24 protein-coding genes are annotated in these 24,601 nt (G+C 56.4%); 17 read left to right on the plus strand and 7 right to left on the minus strand.

Going from position 1 to position 24,601, the window contains the following annotated elements:
• Window positions 1-41 precede the first annotated feature (41 nt).
• Window positions 42-1,451 carry a sensor histidine kinase gene (locus KI379_RS21610; RefSeq protein ID WP_212984883.1) on the minus strand — a complete coding sequence of 470 codons (1,410 nt, stop codon included), beginning with the start codon at window positions 1,449-1,451 and terminating at the stop codon, window positions 42-44.
• Window positions 1,429-2,166: a response regulator transcription factor gene (locus tag KI379_RS21615; RefSeq protein WP_212984884.1), complete on the minus strand. Its 738-nt coding sequence runs from the start codon at window positions 2,164-2,166 to the stop codon at window positions 1,429-1,431. Before KI379_RS21615 ends, KI379_RS21610 begins: the two co-directional genes overlap by 23 nt.
• A 164-nt stretch (window positions 2,167-2,330) precedes the next feature.
• Here KI379_RS21615 and KI379_RS21620 point away from each other — a divergent pair, with 164 nt between their 5' ends.
• From KI379_RS21620 to KI379_RS21640, 5 genes are all read left to right on the plus strand, one after another.
• Window positions 2,331-3,233, plus strand: a complete 903-nt coding sequence (locus KI379_RS21620; RefSeq protein WP_212984885.1) for a hypothetical protein — start codon at window positions 2,331-2,333, stop codon at window positions 3,231-3,233.
• A 238-nt stretch (window positions 3,234-3,471) separates the two neighbouring features.
• Complete coding sequence (locus KI379_RS21625; protein ID WP_212984886.1) at window positions 3,472-4,572, plus strand: threonine aldolase family protein; 1,101 nt, start codon at window positions 3,472-3,474, stop codon at window positions 4,570-4,572.
• 139 nt (window positions 4,573-4,711) lie between these two features.
• Window positions 4,712-5,218: a DedA family protein gene (locus KI379_RS21630; protein ID WP_076173067.1), complete on the plus strand. Its 507-nt coding sequence runs from the start codon at window positions 4,712-4,714 to the stop codon at window positions 5,216-5,218.
• Between the two features lie 21 nt (window positions 5,219-5,239).
• Complete coding sequence (locus tag KI379_RS21635; RefSeq protein ID WP_244879398.1) at window positions 5,240-5,911, plus strand: peptide-methionine (S)-S-oxide reductase MsrA; 672 nt, start codon at window positions 5,240-5,242, stop codon at window positions 5,909-5,911.
• A 325-nt stretch (window positions 5,912-6,236) separates the two neighbouring features.
• Window positions 6,237-7,415, plus strand: a complete 1,179-nt coding sequence (locus KI379_RS21640) for an MFS transporter (RefSeq protein ID WP_306433692.1) — start codon at window positions 6,237-6,239, stop codon at window positions 7,413-7,415.
• 157 nt (window positions 7,416-7,572) lie between these two features.
• Here the strand turns inward: KI379_RS21640 and KI379_RS21645 are convergent, their stop codons facing one another.
• Window positions 7,573-7,863, minus strand: a complete 291-nt coding sequence (locus KI379_RS21645) for a transporter (protein ID WP_076173066.1) — start codon at window positions 7,861-7,863, stop codon at window positions 7,573-7,575.
• Between the two features lie 46 nt (window positions 7,864-7,909).
• On the minus strand, window positions 7,910-8,227 hold the full coding sequence (locus tag KI379_RS21650) for a hypothetical protein (protein ID WP_076173065.1): 318 nt from the start codon (window positions 8,225-8,227) through the stop codon (window positions 7,910-7,912).
• 352 nt (window positions 8,228-8,579) lie between these two features.
• On the opposite strand from KI379_RS21650, the gene KI379_RS21655 reads away from it, so the two are divergent.
• The 4 genes from KI379_RS21655 to KI379_RS21670 all read left to right on the plus strand — a co-directional run bounded on the left by KI379_RS21655 (window position 8,580) and on the right by KI379_RS21670 (window position 12,737).
• Window positions 8,580-9,698, plus strand: a complete 1,119-nt coding sequence (locus KI379_RS21655) for a serine hydrolase domain-containing protein (RefSeq protein ID WP_212984888.1) — start codon at window positions 8,580-8,582, stop codon at window positions 9,696-9,698.
• A 70-nt stretch (window positions 9,699-9,768) separates the two neighbouring features.
• The gene (locus tag KI379_RS21660; protein ID WP_076173063.1) at window positions 9,769-10,617 is read left to right on the plus strand and encodes a MurR/RpiR family transcriptional regulator; all 849 of its coding nucleotides are present in this window, start codon (window positions 9,769-9,771) and stop codon (window positions 10,615-10,617) included.
• A gap of 196 nt (window positions 10,618-10,813) precedes the next feature.
• Complete coding sequence (locus KI379_RS21665) at window positions 10,814-12,412, plus strand: ATP-binding protein (RefSeq protein WP_212984889.1); 1,599 nt, start codon at window positions 10,814-10,816, stop codon at window positions 12,410-12,412.
• Between the two features lie 49 nt (window positions 12,413-12,461).
• Window positions 12,462-12,737 (plus strand): hypothetical protein, encoded by a 276-nt coding sequence (locus KI379_RS21670; RefSeq protein ID WP_212984890.1) that lies wholly within the window; start codon window positions 12,462-12,464, stop codon window positions 12,735-12,737.
• Window positions 12,738-12,751: 14 nt separating this feature from the next.
• Here the strand turns inward: KI379_RS21670 and KI379_RS21675 are convergent, their stop codons facing one another.
• Together KI379_RS21675 and KI379_RS21680 are read right to left on the minus strand one after the other, a co-directional pair.
• Window positions 12,752-13,303: a GNAT family N-acetyltransferase gene (locus KI379_RS21675; RefSeq protein WP_212984891.1), complete on the minus strand. Its 552-nt coding sequence runs from the start codon at window positions 13,301-13,303 to the stop codon at window positions 12,752-12,754.
• Between the two features lie 153 nt (window positions 13,304-13,456).
• Window positions 13,457-13,891 carry an Lrp/AsnC family transcriptional regulator gene (locus KI379_RS21680; protein ID WP_212984892.1) on the minus strand — a complete coding sequence of 145 codons (435 nt, stop codon included), beginning with the start codon at window positions 13,889-13,891 and terminating at the stop codon, window positions 13,457-13,459.
• A 165-nt stretch (window positions 13,892-14,056) separates the two neighbouring features.
• Here KI379_RS21680 and KI379_RS21685 point away from each other — a divergent pair, with 165 nt between their 5' ends.
• The 8 genes from KI379_RS21685 (at window position 14,057) to KI379_RS21720 (ending at window position 23,312) form a co-directional block, all read left to right on the plus strand.
• The gene (locus KI379_RS21685; protein ID WP_076173058.1) at window positions 14,057-14,509 is read left to right on the plus strand and encodes a VOC family protein; all 453 of its coding nucleotides are present in this window, start codon (window positions 14,057-14,059) and stop codon (window positions 14,507-14,509) included.
• A gap of 175 nt (window positions 14,510-14,684) precedes the next feature.
• Window positions 14,685-17,015, plus strand: coding sequence for a helix-turn-helix domain-containing protein (locus KI379_RS21690; protein WP_212984893.1), 2,331 nt, complete (start codon window positions 14,685-14,687; stop codon window positions 17,013-17,015).
• 222 nt (window positions 17,016-17,237) lie between these two features.
• Window positions 17,238-18,200, plus strand: coding sequence for an ABC transporter permease (locus tag KI379_RS21695; protein ID WP_084204012.1), 963 nt, complete (start codon window positions 17,238-17,240; stop codon window positions 18,198-18,200).
• 12 nt (window positions 18,201-18,212) lie between these two features.
• Complete coding sequence (locus KI379_RS21700; RefSeq protein WP_089549307.1) at window positions 18,213-19,112, plus strand: carbohydrate ABC transporter permease; 900 nt, start codon at window positions 18,213-18,215, stop codon at window positions 19,110-19,112.
• 13 nt (window positions 19,113-19,125) lie between these two features.
• On the plus strand, window positions 19,126-20,799 hold the full coding sequence (locus KI379_RS21705) for an ABC transporter substrate-binding protein (protein WP_212984894.1): 1,674 nt from the start codon (window positions 19,126-19,128) through the stop codon (window positions 20,797-20,799).
• A 16-nt stretch (window positions 20,800-20,815) separates the two neighbouring features.
• Window positions 20,816-22,189 carry an alpha-L-fucosidase gene (locus KI379_RS21710; protein ID WP_212984895.1) on the plus strand — a complete coding sequence of 458 codons (1,374 nt, stop codon included), beginning with the start codon at window positions 20,816-20,818 and terminating at the stop codon, window positions 22,187-22,189.
• Between the two features lie 210 nt (window positions 22,190-22,399).
• On the plus strand, window positions 22,400-22,714 hold the full coding sequence (locus KI379_RS21715) for an ArsR/SmtB family transcription factor (RefSeq protein ID WP_089549304.1): 315 nt from the start codon (window positions 22,400-22,402) through the stop codon (window positions 22,712-22,714).
• A 103-nt stretch (window positions 22,715-22,817) separates the two neighbouring features.
• The gene (locus KI379_RS21720) at window positions 22,818-23,312 is read left to right on the plus strand and encodes an SRPBCC family protein (RefSeq protein ID WP_240913324.1); all 495 of its coding nucleotides are present in this window, start codon (window positions 22,818-22,820) and stop codon (window positions 23,310-23,312) included.
• Between the two features lie 94 nt (window positions 23,313-23,406).
• Here the strand turns inward: KI379_RS21720 and KI379_RS21725 are convergent, their stop codons facing one another.
• The gene (locus tag KI379_RS21725) at window positions 23,407-24,252 is read right to left on the minus strand and encodes an AraC family transcriptional regulator (RefSeq protein ID WP_084204011.1); all 846 of its coding nucleotides are present in this window, start codon (window positions 24,250-24,252) and stop codon (window positions 23,407-23,409) included.
• Between the last annotated feature and the right edge of the window lie 349 nt (window positions 24,253-24,601).

The following is a 24,601-nucleotide window of genomic DNA, read 5'->3' on the forward strand; positions in this document are numbered from 1 at the left end:
TTCGATCCCGATGGCCCCTTGGCATGGATTTTGGATGAACCTTAAGGTTTACCGGGTCCGTTTCCAGGGGGCATTTTTGTATTGGACCCTGCAGCCGTTGGAGCTGCCGGAAAGCTCATCGAGATCACAGCCCCGCCTTCCTGCCGGTTGCCTGCGGCAATGATCCCGCCGCAACGCTCCACAATCGCCCGCGAGATCGCCAGCCCCAGGCCGGACTCCCCGTCCTTGCCCTTTACGAACCGATGGAAAAGAAAAGGGAGAAGCTTATCCGGAATGCCGGGCCCGTCGTCGCTGATGGTCATTTCAATCCGACCCTCCACGACCTTGGCGTGTACATTCATTTGCTCAACGGCATAGCGGGCAGCGTTGGACATGACATTCAGCAGCGCCTGAAGCAGTTTGTCCCGGTCGGCCACGACCTCGAACGGCCCGGACGGCGGGGCGTAATCGATCTGCAGCCGGATCCCTTTCTTGACCAGCAGCGGATTCATGCGTTCCGAAGCTTCGGTGATCAGTTCCTGCAGGCACACGACGTTTTTCCGGAATACGTCCTCTTCGCTGTCCAGTTTTGCGAGCAGGGTCATCTCCGTCACCAGCTTCTTGAGCCTGCCGCTTTCGCTGATGATGATATCGAGGCCTTTGCGGATGCGCTCACCTTCAAATACCCCGTCACGAATGCCTTCCGCATAACCCGCGATGGACATCAGCGGGGTTTTCAGCTCATGCGACGCGTTTTGGAAAAACTGCTTCTGCACATGGTTAAACCGGTCCAACTCCCCGGCCATGTCATACACGGACTCCGCTACGGAGCCGATCTCGCCTCCGGCTCTGACGAAGCGGACCTCGGAAAACCGGCGCTCCTTGACCTTGATCAGCTCCTCCTGAAGGCTCATGAGCGGTCGGATCAGCTTCTTTGTAATAAACAAGCTGAACGCGACCATGAACGCGCCTCCGACGCCAAAAATGATCAGCAGCCGTTTCAGCAGCGCTTGTTCAATCGACTTGACCCGGCTCACCGGCGTGAGCAGGGTAAGCGTCCCCTGGGGCACGATGCTTACGGATGTGATAAACCTTTTGTCCGTCCCCTCTACAATGTCCTTGAAAGCCTGCTCGCCGGAGACGCCCTTCACGGCCTCGGCGATCTTCATGGCGGGATTCGGGGCGGTCACGGGCATGCTTTTTCCCTGGATATCCGTAAAAATGGCCGCAACTCCGCTGGTTTCCGCCATTTTAACCGGCAGGGCAGGGGCTGTGGACAGCTCCGCCGCAACGGTTTGAATGCTGTCGACCCGCAGCTTGGCGGATATGACGGCGCCCATGGCCTTCAGGTCCTCCTTCTGGGAGCCGATCAGGTGGTCCAGCAGGACGAAATGGATCACCACGGCCGTAACGGACAGGACCAGCAGCAGCGCGATCCCGAAGGCCAAATTAATCTGATGCACGAGCTTCATCGTGAGCGTCTCCTCCTTCGTGTCTTAACCGGTAGCCATGTCCCCAGATAGCTTCGATCGGCACATGTTCCAGCTTTTTACGCATCCGTTTGATCAAGTGGTCGACCGCCCGGTCGCTGCCGAAATAGTCGTCGCCCCAGACCCGGGTCAGCAGCTCATCCCGCGTGAAGGCTCGGTTCGGATGCTCGGCCAGCACCTGCAGCATCGCGAACTCCTTGCTGGTCATGTCCACTTCTTCCCCGTGCCAGAATACGCGCCGTTCGTCGGGGATCAGCTGCAGCCCGCCCGTTTCGATCCGGGCCGGATGGGACAGGCCCGCTGCGGTATCGCCGGATCCGCTCAGCTTGTACCAGCGCTGGAGCTGCCGTCTGATACGCGCGACGAGCTCGCGGGGGCTGAATGGCTTGACGAGGTAATCGTCGCTGCCCAGCTCCAGGCCCAATATTTTATCGACCTCGTTGTCTTTGGCCGAGATCATGATGATCGGCACTTCCGCCTCCTGCCGGATCCGCCGGCAAAATTCGTAGCCGTCCATGCCCGGAAGCATGATATCCAGGACCCACATGTCCGGCGGTGACGTCCGCCATAGATTCCAGGCTTCCTCGGCGCTGCCGAGGCCAACCGTGCGGTAGTTTTCTTTTTGTAAATACGCCTCGACCAGATCCCTTATATGTACATCATCATCGACCACGGCGATGACGTAACTGTTGTTCATCCCATGTACCTCCCGGATTGGAAATTCATCTCCAGTATATCAAGCGGGCGCCTGCGTATGGAGCTCTGCCATTGTTTTTCCATAATTTCTCCCGCGGGCTGCCACAATCGTTCCGTAGACTGGGACATGTAACACCATATCCGAATTAAAGGAGTGCTGAATCAATGATTCGAAACGCATGGTTTAAAAAGACGGTCGCCTCTGCGCTGCTCATGTCCGCCGTAGCGGCCCCGGCCGTAACAAATGCAGACGCGAGTGAACAGCCCCAGGTTCCTTCCGATGTTCCAGCCAAGGTAGCTGCGATACCGGCAATCAAGGGAGCGGTTATGAAATCCGCCATAGCAGATCCGGTCGAGCTGGCCCAAAAATATGCGCCGGACACCGTAGAGAACTGGAAGCAGACATTGGAGCAGTTCAAAAAGGTGGCAGGAGAAGGCCAACGCTTCTTCAGCGTAATCAAAGCGGTTCCGGTGGAAGATGCAGCGAAAGTAAAAGCGGGCGAAGCTTCTCCGGTTACGGAGACGCTTCAGCCGGCAGCGGCAATTCCGGGGGAGAAGATCCGGATCGAAATCCTGGATAAGCTGAAGGACAAGGCGGCCGAGGTGCTGGGTCAGGCCAAGGATCTGGAGCTGGCCGATGTGCCGGGTCAGATCAAGGTGTTCGATAAAGCCGAGGTGCCAGGCCAGATCCTGGAATTGGACAAAGCTGAGGTATTGGGCCAGATCAAGGAGCTGGTGAAATCCGAAGCGGCGGAACAAGCCAAACCTGTGGATGAGGCCAAGGCGCTCGGACCTGCCAAGGTCATCATCTCCAAGCTGGGGGACCTGAAGGTAGAGGCGGCTAAGACTGAGCCGGCGGCGGCAGGCGACTCAGAGCATTCCAAAACTGTGAGCATAGCCGTCAGCAAGGAAGCAAGCGAGTCCGCCATTGCGTTTATGAAGGCCCACATCGCTTTGCATGACGCCGTGGAGTCCAAGGACGAGGCGGCCATCAAGGACGCGCTCGCCAAGCTGCTCGTTCAATACAAGGCGCAGATCAAGGAGCTTGAAACGGCGGCTCAATCTTAATCGTTCCATTGAGCAGTCCGTACAGACACATAGAGGAGATATGAATGCAGTCCCTGTTTCCAGCCCCGGCTGGAGCTGGGACTGTTTGCGCGTGCAAAAAATTTTGCATCTCCCTTTCAAGATTTAGTATGCTAAAGACAGCAAACAACGATCGTTGTTGAACATGTCACGTGAACGGCCGGACGTAAGTAATGGTCCGGTTGCAATGCGCGAGTTGAAAGGGAGTCGGTCCGGACGAATGAATACGGGTAAAATATCATTGGCAGAAGCAGGCAAGCAGGCAGAATATGTACTGGGAGGGCACGGTCTCCGAAATCTGGAGGTGCTGAAGGAGGCCTTCCGGGAGGTGGACGGGTCCCTTGGTGGCGATGCTTACGGCAAAGGCAAGGTGATAGAGGATTTTCAGAACAAGATGGCGGCGTACCTGGGCAAGGAATCGGCTGTCTTTTTCCCGAGCGGGACGATGGCCCAGCAGATTGCGCTGCGGATCTGGTGCGATGAGAAGCAGGTGAAGAAGGTGGCATACCACCCGCTGTGCCACCTGGAAATCCACGAAGAGGACGGTTTGAAAGAGCTGCATCATATTGAACCGGTGCTTCTGGCGGACAAGGATCGCCTGATCCGGCTGGAGGACGTTGAGCGGATGCCGGAGGACGTCTCCTGTCTCCTGCTGGAGCTGCCCCAGCGCGAAATCGGCGGTCAGCTGCCGGACTACGGCGAGCTCGAAGCGATTTCCGCCTATTGCCGTGAAAAGGGCATCCGCCTGCATCTCGATGGAGCGAGACTGTTCGAGGTTACGCCTTACTATAGAAAAACCGCCGCGGAAATCTGCTCGCTATTCGACAGTGTCTACGTTTCTTTTTATAAAGGCATCGGAGGCATTTCCGGTGCGGTCTTGGCGGGAAGCCCGGATTTTACAGAGCGGTCCAAGGTATGGAAGAGACGGCACGGCGGGGATCTGTTCAGCCTGTATCCGTATGTAGTCAGCGCCGATTACTATTTTGACCGGCGGATTGGACGAATGGAGCAGTATTATGAGGATGCCAAAGAGCTTGCCGCGCTCTATAACGAATGCCACGGCGTCAGCACAAGGCCGGCCGTTCCCGTTTCGAATATGTTTCACGTCCATATTCAGCTTGGCAAAGAGCGGCTCGAGGCGCTGCTGGTGGATATCATCAGCGAAACAGGCATTCAATTGAATCATTATGTGAAAGATAACGGGGATACGGAGTCCTCCTATGAAGTCAGCATCGGGGACATGTATGCCAAGGTGCCCAAAGAACGGATCCGGGACGCGTTCCGGGCGCTTGACCGGAAGCTGAAGGAAGAGCTGGGCTAAGAAAGGGTCAAACTGTTGAGGATGGGATTCTCAACGGACCGGAAGGCGGCATAAGTTAAAAGGGGGGCCTGTCTGGCAGCGTGCCTTCAGGGCTTCAGCATGGACTATTTTTGCTGGGTATGGGAGGAACCGAAAGAGTATGGATACGTTGATGGGACTCATTGAGCAGGTGGGTTATTTTGCGTTCTTTTTCGTATTGTGCTTAGGCGTTATTGGCCTCCCGCTTCCGAATGAGGTGGTGGTCATGATCGGCGGGGTGCTTGCCGGGACGGGGCATCTGGCACCGGTCTCTTCGTTTATCACGATTTACCTGGGGATCTGTTCAGGCTTGACCGTCGGCTTTGTCGTCAGCCGTCTGGCGGCAAGCCGCCTGCTCGACCGTCTGACCAGGTCCAAGCGGATGGCCAGGTATATCGATAAAGCGGAGCTGCTGAACCGGAAATACGGCAATATGGCCATGTGCATCAGCGTATTCCTGCCTGTCCTGCGAAACGTGACGCCGTATGCCGTCGGCATGAAAGGGATGGCTTACCGCCGTTTTGCCCTGGTCTCTTACACGACGGCGTTCGTGTGGACGCTGCTGTATTTTCTGATCGGCAGCACGCTCGGCCTCCAGGTCGACGATATCAGTACGATGTTCGCCTAAATGTTGAAGGGGGTGAAACCATTGCGCATACAGGATTCCGTATCCCATCATTCTCAAGAGTCAGGTGTTGCTCCGGAGATAGTGACGCTGGGGATGGGCTGTTTCTGGAGCCCGGAGGCATTGTTCGGCCATATGCCGGGGGTGATTCGGACGCGGGTTGGCTACGGTGGAGGAACGACATCAGACCCAACGTACCGGAACATGGGTGATCATACAGAGATGGTCGAGGTCGTGTATGACCCTGGCGTCATTTCCTTTTCCGACATGCTGAACGCGTTCTGGGACAATCATAACCCTTTTAATATTAACGATTACAAAGGCAGGCAGTATTTGTCGCTGCTCCTCTATCGCGGTGATGGACAGCTGAAGGCGATTCACCAGGTTCTGGCCCGGCGCGGGGAGCAGGGCAAAGGACGGCCGGATACGGAAATCGCTCCCCTTACGGCCTGGTACCCGGCAGAAGACCGCCACCAGAAATACTACTTGAAAAGGCATCCGGATGCGATCGAGCAGTTGAGCCGGCTCTATCCGACGCATGAGGAGCTGGTGAGTTCCACGCTGGCCGCCAGGCTGAACGGACTAGCCAAAGGATACACGAGCCTGGAGCGAATACAAAAAGAGATCCATACCTGGCCACTCGCGGAAGAGGAGCGAAGCCTGCAACTGGAAACGGCCAAGCGGATTAAATGGTGATATATAACGGACAGAAAACAACCGAAGGAGGACAGGCTCCTTTGGTTGTTTTTGTGTAAATGTTTGATCCACTTACAAATTATTAGTTAGTCAAAATGGTAGGATTATCTCCAAATCATTTGCGTTCTTACGATTTGTTTGTACCTTTCATATAATTCAATCAAGCGAAAAGAACGGTGCACGTTGATGTGCCAGACGTGGCCCGGCGCTGTACCGGTCTTGCGCTCATTGATTCTATAAGTATCGGCTTCAGGGTGCACCAAGGCATGTGCCGGCCATGCCTTGGATCCACCGGCTGCCGGTCGTATATACGGAGGGTATGAACATGATCCAACGAATGAATCGGTTCTATATTTATTTACTGACGCTGGGCGTTTTCCTGACGGCCACCTCGGAGCTGATCGTCAGCGGCGTGCTCAGTGAGATCGCCGGTGATATGAACGTTTCCGTCGGTGCGGCGGGGCAGCTGATTACGGCGTATTCTTTAGCTTTTGCGATCGGCACGCCGGTCTTGATTTCGCTGACCTCCCGTCTCGGGAGAAAAAAGGTGATGCTGGGTTCGCTGCTGGTTTTCGCAGCCGGCTGTGGACTGTCCTTCGCCAGCACCCATTTTGTCCTGCTGATCGCGTCGCGCATCATTCTGGGCATCGGATCGGGCGTGTACCTGGTGGTCGTGTTCAGCGCCGCCGCCAAGCTCGTCCCGGCGGAGAAGGTGGGCAGCGCCATCGGCACGATTATTCTGGGCTTCAGCTTGGCCATGGTGCTGGGGGTCCCGCTCGGCATCGCCATTACCGGCTGGATCGGCTGGCGAATGATCTTCGTCCTGCTGGGAGCGCTGAGCCTGCTGATCATGGCGGCGATTTACCGGCTTCTCCCGGCCGTGGAAGGTGATGAGCTCGTCTCCTTGGGACGCCAGCTGCGCCTGCTGGGCAGCGGAGTTATCGTGAGTGCCCTGTTCATTACGCTGTTCCGGGAGACCGGGAATTCGGTGATGTATACCTATATGACCCCGTTTTTGCAAAGCGTACTTCACATGAACGCCGCAGGCGTGGCGGTGACCATGCTGGGCTTCGGCATCCTCGGGGTGATCGGCTCCCGTCTGGGAGGCTACGCCGTGGACCGGTGGGGGGCCGTACGTATTCTGCTGGCCGGTCTGCTCGTCCATGCCGCGGCCCTGGCGCTGCTGCCGGCGTTTTCCTCCTGGCTCGTTCCGGACCTCATTCTGATCGGCGTTATGATGTTTGCCATGTTTGTAACGGCACCGGCCATTCAAACTTACTTTATCCAGCAGGCGCCGGAATCCTCCGATCTCGTACTCAGCTTGAATACGTCGGTGACGCATTTAGGCCTGGCGGCAGGGGCAGGCATGGGAGGAGCCGTGATTAGCGCCACCTCCACCGTGCTGTACAATCCTTGGGTCGCGGGTCCGGTGGTAGCGCTGGGCCTGGGAGCCGCTATCGTCTGCTTCTTTCTTGGCAGGAAGGCATACCGGAGGCTGGCGTGACGGTTGCGGCTGCGGCTGCCATCCTGAGCGTGTATGATCCATTCGGAGCATGTATGATCCATGCTTGAACGTGTATGACCCATGAAAAAGCGGCGGTACGCCGGGAGCGTCAGGGACGCTTTCCGGATACCGCCGCTTTGTCGTGCAGCAGGCGTTTCTAGAAGCAGGTGAACGATTGGATGGTTCTGAGGTCGAGCCCCGAGTACATCCAGAAAAATCCGTTCCAGCGGAATCCGGCAACGGAGGTCCGGCCGACGAAGATGGGATAGAACCAGAAGCCCGGACCGCGTACGGGCCAAATGAACGTATTGCGGAAAAGGCAGCCGGAGATCGCGCCGGGATCAACGGCGAGCGCCGATGCGCCGGTTTGTGCAGGCGTAAATTGCGGCGGCGGGGATGAAGGCGGCTGCACCTGGCCTTGAGGGCCGAAGGGAGGCATGAATGCCATGGGAATGACTCCTTTCTTTGCTCATTTGAGCATAGTTATGGCGAGCTTACGCTAATAAGCTGATGACTAGCAGTTCGTACAGGACCAGAGGCAGGATGGTTTGGTTAAAGAAAGGGGGGCGTCCGGGGATGAAAGCCCGGTGTCCGGATGACTGCGGAATTTGGATATACACGATACCCTTGTCGCAGTGCAAGAGGGTTCCTTCAAATACATCGCCGTCCAGCGTTTCGATCCGGACATGCTTATTGACATGTTGGCGGCACAGCTGCTTGAAGCGTTCCCGAGCTGAATGAAGCGTTTGGCTCATATGAGGCTCTGCCTGGTACAGCGTTTGGTGCTGATAGCTTGAATATTGCACACTCATGACGTTGACCTCCGTTTGGAATTGACCTGCTGCATCCTATGCAGATGCCTAGACGGAAGTGTCTTAAAATGAACGAAATGTCATAAACATCAGTAGGGACGGTCCTTAATGGCTGTGGATCAATGGATGTCGCTGAGTTTTTAAATAAAAATTTCTAAATATACCACCTGTGTTGAAATAAAATTTCGCAAGCGATATAATAGGCACCAGAAATGTTAACATCTCAAGGCAGCATACAGGGCTTTTCGGCTCATTCGCGTGGCGGTTGCGGATTGCACCGTCTGTTCGGAGCATTTGCGCCTTTGAGTCTGCCGACGACCCTGGAGGGAGCCGAAAATCGGGAGGGAAGATCATGTACGCTGGTATAGCGGAAGGCGCCAAGGCGCTGGGCCTGGACCCCAAAGGGCTCGAGGCCGCCGGGCGTGCCATTGAGCGGGAGATGGCCGCTGGGGTAATACCCGGGGCGGTGCTGGCCGTCACCCGGCACGGGAAGGAATGGGTTTATGCAGCGGGGAGCGCAAACCCGGGTCCGGATCATCCGCTCCCGGCCGGGCCGGATGTCCTGTATGATTGTGCTTCGCTGACCAAGGTGAGCGTCACGCTGCCGCTTGTGCTCGGACTGATCGATGACGGCGTCCTGACGCTTGGTACAAAGGCTGCCGCCTGGATCCCTGAGTTTACCGGTGAGGGGCGGGAAGAGGTGACGATCGGGCAGCTGCTCACCCATACCTCCGGTCTGCCAGCGGATCGAAATATCCACGCGCACGGCTGGACGCAGCCCCAAATGTGGGAGGCGGTCACCGGCGTGGCGCTGCAGCATCCGCCGGGTACGGCCGCCGTCTACAGTGATCTCGGCTTCCTCCTTCTCGGCCGGATCGTCGAGAAGGCGGCGGGCATGCCTCTGGACCAGGCAGCCAAGGAGCGCATTTGGGAGCCGCTCGGCATGGCCGGCGCCGTCTTCGCCCCGCCAGCCGGGCTGCGGGCGCGGACCGCCCCGACGGAATATGACCGCGCTGCCGGCGGTCATCTCCAGGGGGTGGTCCACGACGAGAAAGCCCGCGCCCTCGGCGGCGTCTGCGGGCACGCCGGCCTGTTCGCCACCGCCGGCGACCTGGCGCGCTATGCGCGGATGTGGCTGGCCGGCGGCGCCGCGCCGGGCGGCCAGCCACAGCGCGTCTTGTCGGCGGCGGCCGTCAGGGCCGCGACCCGGACCCATACCGCCGGCATCGCCGGGGCAAACCGGGGGCTCGGCTGGGTCCTCAAAGGGGACCGCTGGGACGCCTCCGGCGACTGGATGGGCCCGCGCAGCTACGGGCACACCGGCTTTACCGGGACCAGCCTGTGGATGGAGCCCGATCTGGACCTGGCGGTGGTGCTGCTCACCAACCGGGTCTATTACGGACGAAGCGGCAGCATCGGCGTGCTGCGGGCGGCGGTGCACAACGCGATTACCGCCGCCGTCAGAGATTGATAACGATGCGAACGAGAACGAGCAGGGATGAGATCTGCTACGATACGATACGGGCAAAGGAGAGAGCATCATGAACGGGGGACTAGTCAGACTGCGAGAGATTTTGGACGACCTAACGCCCTCAGAGCGCAAAGTGGCTGAATACATTATCAGCTATCCGCACAGCATACTCGACATGTCCGTAGCGCAGCTGTCTGCGGAAAGCGGCGGCAGCCAGGCGGCGATCATCCGCTTGTGCAAATCCATGGGGGTGAAGGGATATCCGGAGCTGAAGCTGAAGGTGGCCGGGGACCTGAACCAGAACGAGGAGCGCTATGAGTACCGGGAGATTCGTCCGGGCGATTCCATGGAGCAAATTATCCAAACCGTGTCCGCCAACAACATTCAGTCGATCCGGGACACGGTAACGATTCTTGATCCGAAAACCGTGGACCTTGCGGTGGAGGCGTTAAGCCAAGCCTCCCGAATTTTTTTCTATGGCCTCGGGGCTTCTCATCTGATCGCGCAGGATGCGCATCACAAATTTTTACGGATTAACAAAACAAGCCATTCCTTTACCGATCCGCATCTGGAGCTGACCTCGGCGGTCATGCTGAATCCGGGCGACGTGGCGGTCGGCATTTCGTATTCAGGCGAGACGGCCCACGTCATCGAATGCCTGAAGGAGGCGCGCGCCTGCGGAGCCAAGACGATTTCCATCACCAAGTACGGCAACAATGCTGTGTCGGCGCAGGCCGATTATCCGCTCTACACGTCATCGACGGAGAACGAAATCCGCAGCGGCGCGATGTCGTCGCGGATGACCCAACTGAACGTCATCGATATTTTATATTTGGGCGTGGCCAGCCGGGAATACGATCAATCGGTCCGGTATTTGAAAAAGAGCCGGGAGATTATCAAGCGCCTGACGGGCCGCTGATCGAAACAGGTTATGGCTTATCCTTATCCTAATACATCCTCTTTCCTGGGGCATTGACGGCTCTGCGGGAAGGGGATGATTTATTTTCAGGTAAAATCTTCATATTATGCGGACGCTTTCGTCCCAAAGGATGATAGAATAGAGGGAATTGAACGTCATCTTGGGATGGAATATCGGCATAAATGGGGTATAGGCAATGGATAAAGAGATAGACCAAATGGATGATCAGCAGATCATTGCAGCTTTTAACGCGCATTACAGGCAGAGGGGCCTCGATCCCGCCAAGTTTCCCGTTCTCAGCAAGCGCTACACCACAGAGGAACTGGAGGAACGGTTGTCCTTTTATAAGGAATATATTGATATCATTCTTTTTTTCGTCAACAAGTTTCTGTCGACCATTCAAGGGACCCCGATCCTGGTCACGGTGACCGACCAATGGGGATATCTGCTGGAATGCTACGGCGAGCCGATGTTTCTCGAGGCCATCGCGGAGCTGGGCATTACCAAGGGGGTCCGCTACAACGAGGAAACCGGCACGGGCTCGGTCCCGCTGTGCCTGCGGTTTAAGCGTCCGTTCCAGACTTTGGGCGAAGAGCATTTCTTCGAGGCGCTCCACGGCATGGCCTGCTACTCGGCCCCTTTCCACCGGGAGGACGGGGCGGTGCTTGGAACACTCTCTCTGATGACCGGGGTCGATTCGGCCCATCCGCACCTGCTGACCCTGCTGTGTACCATGGTTGATTCCGTTGAGCGGGAAATGCTGCTTCGCCGGAACAACGCCCACCTTCACACGTTGAACCAAGTGCTGCTGGAGGCGAATTATCAGGGAGTTGTCGTGACGGACGCCGCCGGCCGGATTATCGACATGAACGATCAATACTTGAGAATGCTCCGCTTAGACGGCGGGGACAAACATCTATACCTGGGCACGCCGGTGTTGGAGCATCGCCTGGTTTCCCCCTATTTCGAGCGGGTGCTGGCCAGACAGGAGGAATGCATCGGCGTGGAGCTGCAGGACACCCGGATGAACTCCGACAGCTATTATATGCTGGACGTTCTGCCGGTTTTTGATATGGGCGGCTGCCTCTGCCGCATTATCGGCACCCTGCGGGATATTACGGAAATGAAGAGGACCGAGGAGGTGCTGCGGAATACGGAGAAGCTGGTATTCGCCGGCCAGCTTGCGGTCGGCATTGCGCACGAAATCCGCAATCCCCTGACTACCGTCAAGGGCCTTATTCAGCTGGCGGGACCGACCTCGGGACTGCGGCATTATGACCTGATTATGTCGGAGCTGGACCGGATGAACCTGATCGTCGGCGAGTTCCTCATTTTAGGCAAACCGCAGGAAATCCGCTTCCGGGAAGATTGGTGCATGACGATTCTGCAGGAGGTGCTGAGCCTGATCGAAATCGAGGCGGCGAAGAACAATGTCCGCATCCGGTGCACCTGCATCCGGGAGGAGAAAATTTCCTGCGACCGCAATCAGATCAAGCAGGTGTTTCTGAACATCCTGAAAAATGCCATTCAAGCGCTGCCCGGCGGGGGCCGGATCGACATCGTGCTCGAGGCAGACGGCGGTTACCAGCGGATCCGGTTCATAGATAACGGAATCGGCATGCCCGAAGAGGTGCTGGAGCGGATCGGGGAGCCATTCCATACGACGAAGCTGGAAGGTTACGGTCTGGGCATGATGATCGTGAAGAAAATTATCGCTTCCCACCGCGGCATCCTGAACATTACAAGCGAGCCCGGCAAGGGGACGACGGTCGAAATGGGACTGCCGATCGGCTGATCGAACAGTCCCTGATGGATAGAAATGGAGTTAAGCGAGGTGTCGCGAGATGAAGGTCATCTGGAGTTTTGTGGAAATCGTCAGAAATGTCGTGTATTTATTCCTTGGTTTATGCGTGTGCGGTTTTGCAGAAAAAAACCTGACGGCGAGAATCGACGGCAGAATGGATCTGATCCTGCTGGTGCTGCTTGCAGATCTGATGCTGCTGTTCGTCTTCCACCGTCAGGTCATCGGCCCGAAATCCAATAAACTTCCCGTAAGAACGAGGAATTATTTATTAACCGCTGCGGTACTGATCCTCATCGTGGTTTATATGCTAAGTTGACATCCCGTTGACCGCTAAAACAACAGGTACCAGAAAACAGCCGTTTCCTGCGAATGCTCTTTAAAGCCCCGGTATAGATAAGAATCAAAGCCTCCAATAACAAATCCGCAGCTTTCATAAAATTGGCACGCCCGCACGTTGTTGCTCTGCGTCTCCAGCATGAGGCCGGGCGTGTGGCCGGCTTTGGCCCAAAGCACCGCCTGCTCGATCAATTTCCGGCCGATGCCGTGTCCCCGGGCGTTCCGATCCACCCGAAGATCCTCGATATAAGCGTATCCGTTCCAATTTTTCGCCAGCATGATCCGGCCGACGGCCCGATTTCCCGCTAAAGCCAGGTAGACCGCACGGTCCGGACGGCCGATGTACTCCGACAAATTTCCGCTGTCGCCCTGGCCCGCCTCGTCGGGGTAGCTTTTTTGATAACTGGGCACGACGGGTTTAACCGTATAACCGATCCCTTGGTCCGTAACGGACAGGACGAGCTCGGAATCTACCGTAAAGCTGCCGTCGATCTGAATGTGCTCCGGGCGGTCCCGGTCTGTCATTTCCCTGATCTGAATATCCATTTTTCGTATCCTCCTGATTCGCGGTTGGATTTTGAACATAGGCCAAAATGTTACCGTGCAATCCGGAGGCGGGGCTCTGACTTAACGAAATACAAGCTGTGCCGTCATTACGGTTCTCCTCCTATTGGGCAGAATAAGGACACACCGGCTCGATCACAGCAAAATCCGGTGATCCAATATATTTTTCAGGCTGATATGCGATTTCGACGGGCCGAACCTTGCCAGGGCATCCTGGAAGTCGGCTACCTCGTCGACGGACCCCGTCTGGACGTGAATGAGATAGTTGTACTCCCCGCTGATACGGAACAAGCCCGTCACTTGCCTGGACTGCGTGCAAAATTCCACCAGCTCGCTGCAGTGCTCGGTCTTCATCAGGATAAAAGAGGTCGTTCCCCGCTGCAGCTCCCGCAAATTCAGATCCGTGCTGTACCCTATGATCACACCCCGTTCCTCGAGCTTAACGATCCGCTCCTTCACGGAAGGCTGGGACATGGCAATCTGCTTGCTGATCTGGGCGATCGGCATTCGCGCTTCATGCTGCAGAAGTTTTAAAATTTTCAGGTCGATCTCGTCAACTGCCGTGCTCAAATTCGCCATCTCTCCTGTAACTTGATCTAAAGATAAGGTAAGCATACGAAAATAACTTATTTTATGCAAATCGGGAAGGCCAAATTCCTTATTCCATGCATGTCGATCGCGGAAATGGATCTATAAAATAAAAACGGTACGAAAAACACAAAGGGAGAGATGGTTATGAGCGTGAAAGGACTGGCCCATGCGGCGATTCAGGCAGAGGATTATGAAGGAACGCTTGATTTTTATATCCGGGTTCTCGGGTTTACGGTCGGTCACTCATGGAGCCTGCCTGCGTTTAAAATTAAGACGGCCTCGATGCTGGTTTCACCTGACGGGCGGACCTGCATTGAGGTGTTCGACAGCGGCGCCGAAGTTCCGGCCGAGGGGGATAAGGCGCCTTCGCGCGAGGAAGTGAAGCACGGCGCCCTGCTGCATCTGGCATTCTACGTGGATAACGTGGACGAGATGGTGGACAAGGCGCTCGCTCACGGGGCGCGAATTTATGTGGAGCCGGGGAATCTGGAGTTGGGTGAGCCGCCGCTTAGGGTCCGCAATGCGGTCCTGCACAGCCCGAACGGCGAAATTATCGAATTGATCGAGGAAGTGGATTTTAACGTGGGAACCCGCTGAGGTTCTGTGTAAAATGGAGGCAGCCGAAGGTTTCGGCTGCTTTTTTGTATGTCATATAACCTTACAAACTCGTTGATAAAAAATATGAAAGCACTTACAATATGGTTATTTAGACATGTTTCGCGTTGCGTTTTGTCGAATCGGCATCCCAGAATAAAGAGAGGAGAAGTGATCCATGCGATGGGCCAATGGATGGAAAATCCAGTACATTTTCGTTCGCTTCATGATCCCCTATTTCTTGTTCATGCTGTTTACCCTGCTTGCAGGGGCCTTGTTTTACAGGCAAACCTATGACGTGGTGAAAAAGGAAGTCACGCACAGCAACCTGCAGATGCTGGATCAGGTGAAAGAAACGGTCGACAGCCGCTTCAACGAGATTAACCGGATTTCCCTGCAGCTGCAAAGCGATCCGGCCGTTCAAAGCTTCCAGCAGGTAAAGGAACCGTTCCGGGACACGACGGCGTACAAAGTGTACCGGACGCAAAAAAGCCTCTACAGCTACAATGCAGCCAATGGATTTATTCTTAACTACTATCTGATCTTCAAAAATAGCGATTTGGCGCTATCCCCGGACTCCACTTATGAACTTCCCTCGTTCTATCGTTACATGTTCTCTGAACCCAGCAAGGATTACACGACCTGGAGGAACGATCTCCTTGGCCATTTCCGCAACCGGGAAATTATGTCGTCCGGATCCACGGTGTATCAAGGCAAGACGACGGATCTGCTGACCTATGTCCAGTCTCTCGGGTACCCCGGCCATATTCAGGGGGCGCTGATGATTCTGGTGGACAACCAGCGCCTGCAGTCGCTTCTTCGTGGAATCGACATATCCGACGGGGGCTGGGTATCCATCGTGGATGAGAAAGGACGCCTGGTTACATCCCAGTCAAGCGGCGGGATGGTGTCCCGGCAAAGCCTGCCGCCGGGAGCGAAATCCGGAGTGATCGAAGCTTCAGCGGCTACCGGTGGCATGATGATGACCTATACCACCTCGTCCTATAACGGATGGTCCTATGTCGTCGCCCAGCCGCCCCATGTCGTCCTGAGCAAAGTGCTGGCCATCAAGCATACCACCGTAACCATTCTTCTTGCGTTCCTGATTTTTGGGCTCATCCTTGCCTATCTGTTCGCTACCCGAAGCGGCAGGCCGATCGTGAACATCACGTCTGCCCTGACGTCCCGGCTGAACGGCGGGGAATTGAAGCGGCCGAAGGATATGTACGGCTATATCCAGCACTCACTCGCGCGCCTGATCGACAACAACGACGAACTGCAGCAGGAAATCGAGCGGCAGGCTCCGCTGCTGCGGGAGTCGTTCTTCGGGCGCCTTCTTCAGGGTGAATACCTGATGGCCGAACACGTCAAATCCCTGCTGAAGCATCAAAACGCCGATATTCAGGGCAGCGGCTGCGCCGTCGGAATCGTTCAGTTTCACCGCGGCGGGCACCGGTTTCAGGAGGAGGAGCTGCGCGAGCTCGATATCGAACGCGTGCTCATCCAGGATATGCTGGGCCGGACACTGAAGGGCTGTCCCTTCACCTACCCGGTCGCCGAGGATAAAATCGCCGTCCTGTTTGTCAACGGACAAGGCGATCCCGGCGCCTTCCGGAAGACGGTGGAACGGGAGCTGCAGCAGCTGACGCTGGAAATCAGCCGCCACGGGCTCCAGGCAGGCTTCGCGATGGGAGGCTACCGCACCTCGCTCCTTGAAGTGCCGGAATCCTTTGAAGAAGCGAGGCAGGCGCTCACCCGGGTGCAGGAAGCCGGGCCCAGCCAGTCTGTCTGGTTCGAGGATCTGGCCCATGATCACCGTGGTTTTTATTTTCCGGCGGAATCGGAAAACCGCCTGATGAATTACATCAAAGCAGGCGAGACGGAGGAGGTCCGGAAGCTGCTCGCCTCCCTGTACCGGGAAAATTTCGAGGAGCGGCACCTTCCCTTGGCGATGCAGCAGCTGTTCGTTCTTGACCTGGTCGGCTGCCTGGTCAAAGTGCAGGATCAGCTGATGGTGAAGGAGCAGGCGGACATGAGGCAGCTGCTGCAGCAGCTCGGCACGGCCAATCACCCGAAGCAGGCGTTTGATAACGCTACGGAGAGATTCGCGGAAATTTCGGACGGCATCGATCAGCGCAAGAAGAGCCGCAACGTCCAATTGATCCGCGATACGGTGGACTACATTCATCACCAGTACGGACAGGCTGATCTCAGCCTGGATGCCGCGGCGGATCATCTGAATATATCCAAGGGGTATCTGTCGCAATTTTTCAAAGAGCAGACAGGGGTCAATTTTTCCGAATACGTTGAGAATCTCCGGATGGACAAAGCCAAGCAGCTGCTGTCCGAGACCAGGCTGCCAATCCGGGATATTGCGCAGCAGGTCGGGTACCACGCGTCCAGCACCTTCTGCCGGGCCTTCAAGCGCGGCAGCGGCATCAGCGCAACGGCGTACCGCGATATCGCACATAAGAAACCGGCTTCCCCTCTTCACCGTCAGGATGCATAAGCGTTTTTGGGCCAGGGATTTCCTGGCCTTTTCGCTTTCACGAGAATACCTCGCCAGCGGCCGGCTGCCTAAGGCAAATACGCCCGAATCTAACCAAATGTATACAAGCCGGGCAAAGGTCAACGGCCTTTCTGAACGAGGGTAAACCCGCCGGGGAACAGGCAATTTACACCTTGGGCGGTCCCGGTCTATGCTGGGTCCATTCAAGGGGGTGAAAGTGAAATGAGCTTGTCGGTGACCGAGCGAAAGACCAGGGCAGCGCGCAGGACGGGAAGGAGACCCGCCGTAAAGAAGCTGATCCACAGCTGGCAGTTATACGTGCTGATGGCGCTGCCGCTCCTGTATTTGATCATTTTCAAGTACGTACCCATGTATGGCGCACAAATCGCTTTCAAGAACTTTATTGTGACCAAAGGCATTTGGGGAAGCGAGTGGGTCGGGCTGAAGCACTTTGAGCGCTTTGTCCACTCGTACGACTTCTGGAGGATTTTGAAAAACACCCTGATCCTCAGCTTTTACAACCTGGCTGCGAGCTTTCCGTTTCCCATTCTGCTGGCGCTCGGCCTCAACTATTTGCGGGGGCGGGTGTTCAAGCGGGCGGTGCAGATGGTCACGTATGCCCCGCATTTCATCTCGATCGTCGTCATCGTCGGGATTATCCGGGAGCTGCTCGACCCGAGAACGGGCATCGTCAACAAGCTGCTCGGCTTTATCGGTGTGGGGCCGGTCAATTTTATGGGCGAGATTTCGATGTTCTCTTCCATTTATGTCTGGTCGGATGTCTGGCAGCATGCGGGCTTTAACTGCATCATTTTCATTGCGGCACTTGCGGCAATCGACCCTGCCCTGCATGAAGCGGCCGTGGTCGACGGGGCCAGCAAGCTGCGCCGGATGTGGCATATCGACCTGCCCGGTATCATGCCCATGGCGATCATCCTTCTGATCCTGAGCACCGGGCATGTGCTCGACGTCGGCTTTGAGAAGGTGCTCCTTCTCCAGAACCCCATTAACCTGAAGGCATCCGAAATTATCGACACGTACGTGTACAAGGTCGGTCTGACCTCGCAGGTGGCGAATTACTCGTACTCAACCGCCATCGGTTTGTTCAAGTCGGTCATTAACCTGGTGCTGCTCATCGTGGTCAACAAGATCGCTCAGCAGTCGAAGCAGGCAAGTCTGTGGTAAGGAGGGAAGCCCATGAACGGCACTTTGCGCAATGATTCCCGGGGGGACAAGGTGTTCTCGCTCGTGAACGGCGCCATCGTCACCCTGTTTTTTATCAGCGTGCTCTATCCGATCGTGTACATCGTCAGCGCGTCTTTCAGCGACTCCAATGCCGTCGTGTCCGGTAAGGTATGGCTGTGGCCGGTTCGTCCGACGCTGGAAGGCTATGCCGCCGTGTTCGACTACAAGATGGTATGGACCGGATTTAAAAACTCCGTCGTCTACACCGTGACAGGCACCGCCCTCAACGTCTTCCTGACGGTGCTGGCCGCTTATCCGCTGTCCCGTAAAGACCTGTACGGCAAAAACGTATTCATGATTCTGTTCATGTTCACAACGATGTTTACGGGGGGACTGATCCCCAGTTATCTGCTGGTGCGGGAGCTCGGTATGCTCGATACGATCTGGTCCATGATCATTCCGGGAGCGCTGACCGTATGGAATGTCATCATCGCCCGGACGTATTTTCAAATGTCCATACCGGATGAGCTGCTGGAGGCGGCACGGCTGGACGGATGCAATGACTTCCAGTTTTTGTGGAAGGTGGTCATCCGGCTGTCGGGACCCATTCTCGCCGTGATTACGCTGTATTATGCGTCGGCCAACTGGAACCAGTATTTTAACGCGATGATTTATTTGAAATCCCAGGATCACTACCCGCTGCAGCTCGTGCTTCGCGATATTCTGATCCAGAACGATGTCGACACGGCGATGCTGGCGGCTGATCCGCAGGATGCGGCCCGCAGGGAGGCACTCAAAATTTTACTGAAGTATTCCTTGATTGTGATTTCCATCTTTCCGCTTCTGGTCGTGTATCCTTTCGTTCAGAAATTTCTGGTAAAAGGCGTCATGATCGGCTCATTAAAGGGATAAGGAGATGATCGGTGTGAAAAGAAAGTTCCTGTCTTTGCTACTCCTATCCGCTGTCATGATCGGCCTGCTCGGCGCATGCGGCAGCGGAGATTCAGGGGGTGCGCCGGCGGCGGAGCCGGGTGCCGGTGAAGCAGTGAGCGATGCGGGCGTGTTCCCGATCGTGAACGACAAATTGACGCTCAAGGTCATGATCGGCGCCAATCCGGCCGTCGAAGATTTCAACACGAACGAATTCACCAAATACTTCGAGGAGAAAACGAATATTCATGTGGAGTGGGAAATCGCCACTGCCGAGAAGCTCAACCTGGCGCTGGCGAGCGGCGACCTGCCGGACGTCATCATGAGCATGAACGTCACGCCGGAGCAGCAGGCGCTGTACGGAGAACAGGGAGTCATTCTTCCTCTGAACGATTACATTGAGAAATACGGCCTGAATACGAAAAAAATGTTTGAGGAAAGTCCGCTGGTCAAACCGACGATCACTTCGGCCGACGGGAACATTTACGCCCTGCCGGCTCCGAACGAATGCTACCACTGCTCCATGCGACAGAAGCTGTGGATCTACGAGCCGTGGCTGAAGGCGCTCAATCTGGAGATGCCGACCACGATCGATGAATTTTATAAAGTGCTGAAGGCGTTCAAGACCCAGGACCCGAATAAAAACGGGAAGGCCGACGAAATCCCGTTCTCGGGAGCGCCGCAAACGACGCAAAATTCGACCCTGACGACGAGTGTAGAAAACTTTCTGATGAACTCTTTCACGTATGCACCGTATACGCGGATGTATGTGAATGATGAAGGTAAAGTCGATGTTCCGTTCGTCAAGGACGGCTGGAAGGAAGGGCTGGCCTTCCTGCACAAGCTGTACGCCGAAGGCTTGATGGATCCGCAATCGCTGACCCGGGATCCCGCGCAGCTCGTTCAGCTGGGGGAAAATCCGGACGTGCCGATTCTGGGCGCCGCCTCCGGCCCCAATATGAGCGTGCTCACCCAACTAAGCGGTGCTAGTGGCCGGTGGAAGGATTATGTCGCCGTACCTCCGCTGAAAGGCCCGGAAGGGCTTCAGGTGACGCAGTACGATCCTTACCAGGTGGCTCCGGGGCAGTTCGTGATCACGAACAAGGCGAAAAATCCGGCGGCGGCCTTCCGCTTCGCGGACGCCCTGTACGACCGGGAAACGACGCTGCGCTCAACGATCGGGGAGCCGGATAAGGACTGGAGATGGGCCAAAGACGGCGAAATCGGCTTAAACGGCAAGCAGGCGGTCTATAAAGACATGTCCCAATTCGGGGTGACGCAGAACAAGCACTGGGCGCAGACCGGCATCGCCTACCGTCCGAATTCGCTGCGCCTCGGCGCCGTGGAGGACAAGGAGAACCCGCTGGAATCGATCCTGTACAACGAGACGAAGACCAAATACGAGACTTATCGCGTCAAGGTGGAGACGGTGCTGCCGCCGCTCAATTTTACGGTGGACCAATCGCAGGAGCTGGCTGACCTGTCCAAGACGATCTTCGATTACACGAACGAAATGATGGCGCGGTTCATTATCGGCGACGCCGACCTCAACGCCCAGTGGAACGAGTACCAGTCGACGCTGAAGAGCATGGGGCTGGACCGGTACCTGGAGATCTATCAGGAAGCGTATGATGCACGCAAATCCGTGACATCCGAGACCCAATCGTAAGGAGGAAACTTCGATCATGACCGCTATTCAATCGCACGCCTTTACCGTTCCGGACAAGTGGAAGTGGTTTACCGAGAGCCGTTACGGGATGTTTATCCATTGGGGGCCTTACGCGCAGTACGGGCGCGGGGAACAGGTGCTGTTCCGTGAGCATTTGGACCACAAGGAGTATGCGGAGCAGGCCTGCGCATGGAACCCGGAGCATTACGATCCCGAATTGTGGGCCTATACGGCGAGAAAAGCGGGGTTTAAATATGCCTGCTTTACGACCCGGCACCACGACGGCTATTGCATGTGGGACAGCGCTTATACGGACTACTCCAGCGCCAAGCAGGCTCCGCAAAGAGATTTTGTCCGTGAATACACCGAGGCCTTCCGCAAGGAGGGGCTGCGGATCGGACTGTACTATTCGTGGATCGATTGGCGGCTGCCGGCGTATTTCGACGGCCCGGCCAAGGATCCGGAGGGGTGGGAGAAGGTCCGTGGTTATCTTCACGCCCAAGTCAAAGAGCTGCTGACGAACTACGGAAAGATCGACCACTTCTTCTTCGATGGGGTATGGCCGCGGAATGCAGACGATCTGCAAAGTGTGAGGCTGGTGGAGGAAATGCGGGCGCTGCAGCCGGATATTCTTATCAACAACCGGCTCGGTTATTCCGCCGCTCATGACGGGTATCGGGCCGACGGGGGCGTGGGTGCCGGCGATTCCGATACGCTCGGCGACTTCGGCACCCCGGAGCATGTGATCCATGCCGAGCAAAAGCGGCTGTGGGAGTCATGCCAGGTGACGACGTGGCGGCTCTGGAGCCATGTAATCGGCGAGCGGTGGCGTCCGGCGGACGTGCTGCTTGATATGCTCTGCGAAAGCGCCGAGAAAGGCGGCGGCCACGGGGGCAACCTGCTGCTCAACGTCGGCCCGACGGCGGACGGTCAGCTCCCGCCCGAATTCGTGGAGCGGGGGCTGGAGATCGGGCGATGGCTGGAGGTACACGGCGAGGCGGTGTACGGCACGGACGGAGGCTCTGTCAACGAGTTTATCACCCGCGGACGGCAGACGACCCGCGGCAATAACTTGTATTTGATCATCCGGTTCTGGGATGGCCGCCCGGACATGAGGCTGGCCGACTTGACCACCCGGGTGAAGGGCGTCACGCTCCTGACCACAGGGCAGGAGCTCGCGTTCCAACAGAACGGCGATGAGCTGTGGATTTTCGGGCTGCCGCGGGAGGCGCCGACGCGGCTCTTCCCGGTGATCCGCGTGGAATGCGAAGGCAAGCCCGAGGCGAATCAGTGGGGCAGGGAGCGGCTGTGGGAAGGCGATCCCGCCCGGGTAGCTGACTGGGCGCGCTTGCGGGGCACTTCGGTATTCGCCGATGGTGCCGAGCGTTAGCTCAATCGGATTTAACTAAAATGCAAACCCTGACCCTGTAACCTTTGGGCCATCTCATACTAGGCAGCCGCGTGCTTTCCCTGGGAGCTTATCTTCCTGGACAGCATGTGCTGAGCCTTGGAGGGATGGCCCTTTTGTTGTGGAAGAACGATACAGCATTATTCCTTATATTCCTTTACATTTATATAACCAAATAGTAATATAATAAGCATGAACACGGACAAACTGTTTGAAGCGTTATCCGAACCGAACCGGCGGAGCATTCTGGAATACTTGCGAGTGCGGGACCGTTCTGTGGGCGAGCTTGTGGAGCTGTCGTCCTTAAGCCAGCCGGGGGTGTCCAAGCATTTGCGGATCCTGCGGGAAGCGGGGCTTGTGACCGTCCGCAGCGATGCCCAGAAGCGGATGTACAGCCTGAACGCGAAGCCGCTGGAGCAGCTTGACGATTGGCTTGGGCCCTACCGCAGGTTCTGGTCCGGCAAGCTGGATGACCTGGAGCGCTTCCTCGATGAAGAAGAACCCTGAGCAGGAAATACCTGCTTGCAGGAATATGGCAGAATTTGAATTCTGTTGGGTATCCTGACGGAATGACAAACTTTAAAGAGCATGTGAAAAAGGAGGATCATCCGTGAATTCCAATGAATTGGCCGTGGTTGAGCAGGACGAGCAGGGAACCCGTGTGCGGTTCGTGCGGCATTTGAAGCACCCGGTGGAAAAGGTATGGGCGGCGCTGACCGAGAATGACCAGCTGAAGCAGTGGTTTGCGGAACTTCGCGTCGAAGATTTGCGTGAAGGCGGAGTCATCTCATTCGATATGCAGGACGGTACTTATGAAAAGTTCGAAATTTTGGAGCTGAAGCCCCTGTCGGTACTTGAGTATACCTGGGCGGAGGACCGCGTCCGGTTTGAGCTGTATCCCGAGCCGCAGGGCTGCCGCCTCGTTCTGATCGAGACGATCGTCCGAGTCACCGATCATACGCCTAAGGACGTTGCCGGATGGGATGTCTGCCTGGACGTTATCGAGGCGCTGCTCGACGGCCGAACCATTGCTTCCCGAAAGGACATCTGGGAAGGGAAATACGAGCAATACCGCAATCGGTTTGCGGAGCTGCGTCAGGGATAAGCCATGAGTGGCAGGCAGCCGAGATGTAGAGCCAAGGAGCCCCCAGTCTAATAGGACTGGAGGGCTTTTTTTGGCGTGGCGTTGGGAACGATCTTCAGCTGCCAGAAGGAATCTGCTGCTCCCGGTAGGATCGGGGCGAGCAGCCAATCGTTTTTTTGAACATTTTGGAGAACAGAAACGGGTCCGTATAGCCGACCGAGCGGGACACGTCGCTTACCGACAGCTCCAGGTTGTGCAGCAGCACGGCGGCGCGCTTCATCCGGTACTCCAGCAGGAACGCCTGCAGCGACACGCCGAACTGGTCCTTGAACAGGCCGGACAGGTATGTCCGGTCCAGCCCGACGGAACGGGCGATGTCCTGGATGCTGATCTTCTGGCTGTAGCTGCTCTCGATATAGCCGACGGCCTTGCGGACGTAGGCTTCCTTCGAGGTGGTAGGCCGCGGGGCTTCGCCGTTGTCACGGCAGTCCCGAATCAGTTCGCCCAGCAGCCCGTACAGGATGCCCTGGCTGAGCACGTCGCCGCCGGGCCCTTCCATCGCGGCGCGCAGCTGTCCGTAAAACCGTGGAAAGCCGCCATCCGGACCTGCCTCGTAGACTGGATGAGACGCATTCAGGTGGGCGCGCTGCAGGAGCGTCTTGGCCAGCACACCTTGAAAGCCGAACCATGTATACGTCCACGGATCCGACTCGTCGGCCGTGTATTGCACCAGCATATCCGGCACGATCAGGAAGCCCTGCCCCGCGCCGAGCCGATAGGTTGTCCCGCCGGTGGTGAAAGTCCCCGTGCCGCTGTGCACATAGTGCAGGATGTAGGCATCCCGCAGTCCGGGTCCCCACGAATGGTTCGGCAGGCATTCCTCCATGCCGAAAAAGTGCAGGCGGAGATCGGTTTGGCCCTGCAAGGCGGGCATATAGTAGTCGACATTGATCCGGGTCATTTGCGCTCTGAGTCCCTCCCGTCTGTCTCGCAAGAAAAATTACCTTTAAACGTGGTCTGTCTTCTGTGGAGGTACGTCGATAGACGTTTTTTTATAATATCAGAAAGAATAAACTCCAGAGCCGTGGCTTCCTGATATTGCAAGAAAAATTACCTTTAAATGCGGTCTGTCTTCTGTGAAGGTACGTCGATAGACGTTTTTTTTACATTATAACAGGTAAAATGGCTGTAAAACGAGATGAAAGCGAATTCTAAAATGGGATTATGACAGGTAATGCAGGGGTTTCTCCATGTTATTTCCAGGGCCGGGCCTATATATTTAGGTCATGCGACGGGCTTGAAGAAAGCCA

The sequence above is a fragment of the Paenibacillus cineris genome (assembly GCF_018333335.1).
In the GTDB taxonomy this organism is placed as follows: Bacteria; Bacillota; Bacilli; order Paenibacillales; family Paenibacillaceae; genus Paenibacillus_AQ; species Paenibacillus_AQ favisporus.